This is a genomic window from Buttiauxella sp. JUb87 (genome assembly GCF_004361975.1).
In the GTDB taxonomy this organism is placed as follows: domain Bacteria; phylum Pseudomonadota; class Gammaproteobacteria; order Enterobacterales; family Enterobacteriaceae; genus Buttiauxella; species Buttiauxella ferragutiae.
Genome location: NZ_SNVY01000014.1, coordinates 74130 through 80732, shown reverse-complemented (window position 1 = coordinate 80732; position 6603 = coordinate 74130). Strand labels below are relative to the sequence as shown.

7 protein-coding genes and 2 tRNA genes are annotated in these 6603 nt (G+C 49.1%); 7 read left to right on the top strand and 2 right to left on the bottom strand.

All coding sequences use genetic code 11. The features are described 5' to 3' along the window. The first annotated feature begins 10 nt into the window (after positions 1-10). Positions 11-87: transfer RNA gene (locus EC843_RS23655), tRNA-Asp, on the top strand. A 55-nt stretch (positions 88-142) separates the two neighbouring features. Beyond that, positions 143-218, top strand: a tRNA-Trp gene (locus EC843_RS23650). An 80-nt stretch (positions 219-298) separates the two neighbouring features. Here the strand turns inward: EC843_RS23650 and hdfR are convergent. Beyond that, entirely contained in the window at positions 299-1123 is an 825-nt protein-coding gene (hdfR, locus tag EC843_RS23645) for an HTH-type transcriptional regulator HdfR (protein ID WP_121814593.1), read from the bottom strand. Between the two features lie 119 nt (positions 1124-1242). Here hdfR and EC843_RS23640 point away from each other — a divergent pair, with 119 nt between their 5' ends. Continuing rightward, the gene (locus EC843_RS23640) at positions 1243-1581 is read left to right on the top strand and encodes a DUF413 domain-containing protein (protein ID WP_064541626.1); all 339 of its coding nucleotides are present in this window, start codon (positions 1243-1245) and stop codon (positions 1579-1581) included. A 27-nt stretch (positions 1582-1608) separates the two neighbouring features. On the opposite strand, the gene EC843_RS23635 is transcribed toward EC843_RS23640, so the two are convergent. Next, the gene (locus EC843_RS23635) at positions 1609-3129 is read right to left on the bottom strand and encodes a YifB family Mg chelatase-like AAA ATPase (RefSeq protein ID WP_133523151.1); all 1521 of its coding nucleotides are present in this window, start codon (positions 3127-3129) and stop codon (positions 1609-1611) included. A gap of 354 nt (positions 3130-3483) precedes the next feature. On the opposite strand from EC843_RS23635, the gene ilvL reads away from it, so the two are divergent. The 4 genes from ilvL to EC843_RS23615 all read left to right on the top strand — a co-directional run bounded on the left by ilvL (position 3484) and on the right by EC843_RS23615 (position 6574). Then, the gene (gene ilvL, locus EC843_RS23630) at positions 3484-3582 is read left to right on the top strand and encodes an ilv operon leader peptide (RefSeq protein WP_072009493.1); all 99 of its coding nucleotides are present in this window, start codon (positions 3484-3486) and stop codon (positions 3580-3582) included. Between the two features lie 139 nt (positions 3583-3721). Beyond that, on the top strand, positions 3722-5368 hold the full coding sequence (gene ilvG, locus EC843_RS23625) for an acetolactate synthase 2 catalytic subunit (protein ID WP_121814590.1): 1647 nt from the start codon (positions 3722-3724) through the stop codon (positions 5366-5368). Next, entirely contained in the window at positions 5365-5622 is a 258-nt protein-coding gene (gene ilvM, locus EC843_RS23620) for an acetolactate synthase 2 small subunit (protein WP_064515142.1), read from the top strand. The genes ilvG and ilvM overlap by 4 nt, the downstream gene beginning before the upstream one ends. 19 nt (positions 5623-5641) lie before the next feature. Continuing rightward, the gene (locus EC843_RS23615) at positions 5642-6574 is read left to right on the top strand and encodes a branched-chain amino acid transaminase (RefSeq protein ID WP_064541618.1); all 933 of its coding nucleotides are present in this window, start codon (positions 5642-5644) and stop codon (positions 6572-6574) included. Positions 6575-6603: the final 29 nt, after the last annotated feature.

Sequence of the window (6603 nt, the reverse complement as noted above, 5' to 3'; positions counted from 1 at the left end):
GAAATTCGGTGGAGCGGTAGTTCAGTCGGTTAGAATACCTGCCTGTCACGCAGGGGGTCGCGGGTTCGAGTCCCGTCCGTTCCGCCACTTATTAAAAATATTATGCCTGCTAAATTAGCGGGCTTAATAATAAGCGTTCTTTAGGGGCGTAGCTCAGTTGGTAGAGCACCGGTCTCCAAAACCGGGTGTCGCGAGTTCGAGTCTCTCCGCCCCTGCCATATAATGATCCTTTGCTTCGGCAAAGGATTTTTTTTGTCTAAAATTCCTCAAAATTCTTCCCCAAAACTACAAAAGCGCATTACTGCGCTGTGAGTGGTGTCTTTAATAACTCTTTGATTATGCTTTGCTTATCGCTATTTTGTAACCAAATCGCATACAGTGGCCGCGAGAGCGTAATTGTATCGGATAACTGGTAAATCCCTTCGCGAGTTTTAGCCCATTCCACAGGTAAAAATGAACATCCATTGAGCTGTGGTAATAGCTTATAAGCTATTTGAGCTGAACTGGTCGTCAGTACTGGAATATCATCATTACTGATGAGCCCCGTTTCGTGCTGTTGGAAGTCAGGCCCCCATTCCAGGCGTAAATATGTTAATCCTGCAGTAGAGTTTTGTGCAGAAGCGGAAAATAGTGCCAGGTTGAAATGTCCCAATAATTGGCTGGAAAACTCGTCCATTTTTGGTGATTCTGTTGTGATCAGTAGGTCAAGTTGTCGTTCATGTAACTGTTTAACCAACGATTGTCGTTGGGAAATACGAGCTTCAAATTGCATGTCTTTATGCTCTTGATAGAGCGCCACTAGCCATTCTGAGAGCATACATTCCCAAAGCGATGCACTAGCACCAATCGTGAGCTCATTGTGCTGAGAGGTGTGGGAAACCTCTTTTTTGGCAGCAAGCCAAATACTCATGAGATTTTCTGCATAAGGCAGCAAACGTTCACCCGCCGTGGTAAGACGAATATTATTACGATGGCGAGTAAAAAGATTTACACCAAGCTGATTCTCTAATTGGCGAATTCTAAAGCTGACAGCTGATTGCGTTAGATAAAGAGCTTCCGCTGCTCGCCCAAAATGCCGCGTTCTGCTCACTTCGAGGAACGTTTTTAGTAATTCAGTATCCACGACCCACTCCCAAAAAAAATTTGTCGTTATGATTTAAATGTTTTGTTTGACGCTCTGTCAAGCGTAACTAATACTCCGCGCCATAAATAGCTAGACCAAGAGAATTAGGAGCGTGCAGGATGGCGGAAAGCTTTACGACGACTAATCGGTTTTTCGACAATAAACATTATCCGCGTGGGTTCGCTCGCCATGGTGATTTCACCATCAAAGAAGCCCAGCTGTTAGAACGTCATGGTTACGCGTTCAATGAGCTGGATCTTGGCAAGCGTGAACCTGGTACTGAAGAAGAAGTTCTATTTGTTGCGGTATGCCGTGGTGAACGTGAGCCAGTGACAGAAGCTGAGCGTGTGTGGAGCAAATATATGACGCGAATCAAGCGTCCTAAGCGTTTCCATACTCTCTCTGGTGGCAAGCCACAGGCGGATGCGGTCGAAGATTACACCGACAGCGATGACTAATAAAAATGGGGCTAAAGCCCCATTTTTTTATCCTATAAGCTTCTGTAAGTGAATCAGTAAACGGTCAATTGCGCGATAGCTTAGGGCTTCCAAAATATGTTCCCTCGTTATTTGTTCACACTCCTCAATATCAGCAATCGTTCGAGCGACCTTCAATAAGCGGTGCCATGCACGTACCGACAAACCCAGCTTAATCAGAGTTTCTTCCAGCCATACGGCATCATTATGTTCAATGGCACAATGTTTACGAATCTCATGGTTATCGAGCCTTGCATTGAGCTTTTTCTGACGATCAAATTGCCGTTGCTGCGTAGAAATGACCCGAGCTCTTACATCCGCACTACTTTCACTGCTTAATGCAGGATTACTTAACATGCCGGGTGGCGGGAGAGGGATCTCGACTGATAAATCAAAGCGGTCGAGAAATGGCCCTGAAAGTCGGCTGAGGTAGCGCAGCGTTTGCTCGGGTGTGCAGCGATTATGTTTGCCTTGATAATGACCCGTCGGGCTGGGATTCATGGCCGCCAGTAGTTGGAAATGGGCGGGATAACTAATTTTGGCGCGAGTGCGAGAGATGTGAATCTCACCTGATTCTATTGGCTCACGTAATGCATCGAGCACACGTCGTTCAAATTCCGGAAGTTCATCGAGAAACAGCACACCGTTGTGTGCCAGTGAAATCTCGCCGGGTCTGGGTATCGAGCCTCCACCAACCATCGCAGCCAATGAAGCACTATGATGAGGCGCTCTGAACGGACGCTGGCGCCACTTTTGCTGTAACGCATGTGGATTGACCAGGCTAATAATGGCTGCACTCTCCAGGGCTTCGCTGTCGCTTAATGGTGGAAGTATGGTATTCAGGCGACTGACCAGCATTGTTTTACCCGTGCCAGGGGGCCCAATCAGCAGTAGGTTATGTCCACCAGCAGCGGTGATCTCAAGCGCCCGCTTACCTTGAGCTTGGCCAAAGATTTCATTGAGGTCATGCTGGGATTCAACGTACTGCTGTTGTAGTTTATCTGGTGCTGAGAGTTCGCCTTTACCTTCCAGAAATGCGCAAACTTCAGTGAGATGCTTTGCAATAAGGCAGCCGGGTTGCTCAATCAAACTAAGTTCTGCGGCATTCTCATCAGCAACAATAATCTTCTTCCCTGATTTTAAAGCCTCCATTGCGGATGAAATAGCCCCTGGCACGCCACGTAGCGCACCAGTAAGCGCCAGCTCACCTACGAACTCATATTGATCCAACTTATCGATAGAGAGTTGCTCAGACGCTGCCAGCAGCGCCAGAGCGATAGGTAAGTCATACCTGCCACCATCTTTAGGAAGATCCGCTGGCGCAAGATTGATTGTGATTTTACGGGCCGGAAAGGTATAGCCGCTATTGATGATGGCACTCCGCACCCGGTCACGCGCTTCACGGACCGTAGTTTCCGGTAAACCCACTAGAGTTAAGCCAGGCAATCCCTGGCTGATATGGACCTCTACGGTTACTTGTGGCGCCGCGATACCTAAAGCAGCTCTTGTATTCACAACTGCCAATGACATAGTTAGTTCCTCTAAGTGAACTTCATCCTGTCAGTTTGCGAATTTTGTCTAAAGAGCTGAAACGAGGTTCTTCGGGATGTCTTCCAGGCTTTCGGCTGGGATTTCTTTTTTGGAAATTATTCTGCGATGTATCTCGCAAAAGATTTAATTTCTGATGGTTACTTCGCGAAAGGAGATACGAATTTATTCTGGATGAAATATTTTCACTATCTCGTTATCTGCTGAAAACAAAAAGTTTTTCTTCATCCTGATTTTTAAAGCACGATATGTATCATAAAAAAATCTTGTGCTTCCTCCAGACCCTGTGATAACTCTGTAGACATTACTTCGAACAAGTAGACAGAATAAACAAACATGAAAGCCCTTCTACAAGTGATTAGCCTGGTCGTGATTAGCGTGGTGGTGATTATTATCCCACCGTGCGGGGCTGCACTTGGAGAAAGAAAGGCTTAAAAATCAAGCCTGAATCGAAAAGAACCCCCGCACCGAAAGGTCCGGGGGTTTTTTGTTGGGCAAAGAAATTCGGAGAGAAACAGATGATGCGTTACAGAATAAAATGCTGTTTCTCCGATAATGAGACGGGGAACTAACTATGAATGGTGCGCAGTGGGTGGTACATGCGTTGCGAGCGCAGGGGGTAGAGACAGTTTTCGGCTATCCAGGTGGTGCAATAATGCCAGTCTACGATGCGTTGTATGACGGTGGGGTCGAACATTTACTCTGTCGCCATGAACAAGGCGCAGCAATGGCAGCCATTGGTTACGCACGTTCTACAGGAAAAACAGGGGTTTGCATCGCCACTTCCGGACCTGGCGCAACCAACCTGATAACTGGCCTTGCCGATGCGCTGTTAGACTCCGTTCCAGTCGTCGCGATCACAGGCCAGGTTGCCGCTCCGTTCATCGGCACTGATGCGTTCCAGGAAGTGGATGTTTTAGGATTGTCCCTCGCATGCACCAAACACAGTTTCCTCGTTGAATCTTTTGACGATTTACCTCGCGTTCTTGCCGAAGCTTTCGAGATAGCAAACTCCGGTCGCCCAGGCCCTGTGTTGGTGGATATCCCTAAGGACATTCAGTTAGCGCAAGGTGATCTGGAGCCGTGGTTATCGACTGTTGAAGATGATTTCGAAATGCCGCATGCCGAACTGCAACAAGCTCGTGAAATGATAGCGAATGCCCACAAGCCGATGTTGTATGTCGGTGGTGGGGTCGGCATGGCACAGGCCGTTCCCGCGCTGCGTGAATTTATTGCGGCTACCAATATGCCTTCTACCGTCACGCTGAAAGGTCTGGGTGCGGTTCCGGCGGACCATCCGTTTTACACCGGCATGTTAGGCATGCATGGCACCAAAGCGGCGAACCTTGCGGTGCAAGAGTGCGACTTGCTGATTGCCGTCGGCGCGCGTTTTGACGACCGTGTTACAGGCAAACTGAATACCTTTGCTCCGCACGCGAAAGTAATTCACATGGATATCGACCCGGCAGAGTTAAGCAAATTGCGCCAGGCGCACGTTGGGTTGCAGGGGGATTTAGTCCAGTTATTACAGGCACTGCAACAGCCGCTGAATATCGCGGACTGGCAGCAAGAAGTGGCCAACTTACGTGCCGAAAACCCGTGGCGATATGATCACCCCGGTGAGGCCATTTTTGCTCCGTTATTGCTGAAACAGATCTCCGATCGCAAGCCGCAGGAGTGCGTGGTAACCACTGATGTGGGCCAGCATCAAATGTGGACGGCTCAACATATGTCATTCACTCGCCCTGAAAACTTCATCACGTCTAGCGGTTTGGGGACGATGGGTTTTGGTTTGCCGGCAGCGGTTGGTGCGCAGGTTGCCCGCCCGAACGATACGGTTATCTGTATCTCGGGTGACGGCTCATTCATGATGAACGTTCAGGAACTGGGCACGGTAAAACGAAAACAGTTGCCGTTGAAAATCGTTTTGCTGGATAACCAACGTTTAGGAATGGTTCGCCAGTGGCAGCAAATGTTTTTCTCAGAACGTTACAGCGAAACCAACCTCTCCGATAACCCTGATTTCCTCATGCTGGCCAGCGCCTTTGGTATCCCAGGCCAACACATCACTCGTAAAGACCAGGTAGAAGCTGCCATCGAAACGATGTTGAACAGCGATGGCCCGTACATGCTTCACGTCTCAATTGATGAGTACGAAAACGTCTGGCCGTTGGTGCCACCAGGTGCCAGTAACTCACAAATGCTGGAGAAATTATCATGATGCAACATCAGCTCGCAGTAACGGCCCGTTTTCGTCCAGAAACGCTGGAGCGCGTGTTACGCGTGGTGCGTCATCGTGGTTTTCAGGTGTGTTCTATGAACATGGTCACGGTGGGGAACACCGACGACATTAATATTGAATTGACCGTTGCCAGCCTGCGCCCAGTCGAATTACTGTTTAGTCAATTAAGCAAACTGGTTGACGTTGGTCGCGTCGAAATCCAGCAACAAACAACACAACAAATCCGCGCCTGAGCGCAGAAGGAAGAGAACAATGACAACGAAGAAAGCTGATTACATTTGGTTCAATGGTGAGATGACGCCGTGGGGCGAGGCAAAGGTCCATGTAATGTCCCATGCGCTGCATTACGGCACATCGGTATTTGAAGGTATCCGTTGCTATGAATCTCACATTGGCCCAGTGGTGTTCCGCCATCGTGAACACATGCAGCGTTTGCGTGATTCAGCAAAAATCTATCGTTTCCCTGTATCACAAAGTGTTGATGAGCTGATGGAAGCTTGCCGTTCAGTTATCCGTAAAAACAACCTGACCAGCGCGTATATCCGCCCTTTAGTGTTTGTTGGTGATGTCGGTATGGGCGTGAACCCGCCAGACGGCTATACCACTGATGTGATCATCGCAGCCTTCCCATGGGGTGCATACCTCGGCGCAGAAGCGCTGGAACAAGGGATCGACGCGATGGTTTCCTCCTGGAACCGTGTGGCACCAAATACCATTCCAACGGCGGCGAAAGCGGGCGGTAACTACCTTTCTTCCTTGCTGGTTGGCAGTGAGGCACGTCGTCACGGTTATCAGGAAGGCATCGCGCTGGACGTGAACGGCTACCTGTCAGAAGGCGCGGGTGAAAACCTCTTTGAAGTGAAAGATGGCATTCTGTTTACCCCTCCGTTTACCTCTTCCGCGCTGCCAGGCATTACCCGTGACGCCATCATTACACTGGCGAAAGACCTAGGTATCGAAGTGCGTGAGCAAGTGCTGTCTCGCGAATCCCTGTATCTGGCAGACGAAGTGTTCATGTCGGGCACTGCCGCAGAAATCACTCCAGTGCGAAGTGTCGACCGCATTCAAGTGGGTGAAGGCCGTTGTGGCCCGGTCACCAAACGCATTCAACAGGCATTCTTTGGCCTATTCACCGGTGAAACTGAAGATAAATGGGGCTGGTTAGATCAGGTCAACCCTAAGTAAAAATATAACCAGGCGGATGGCGATTACCG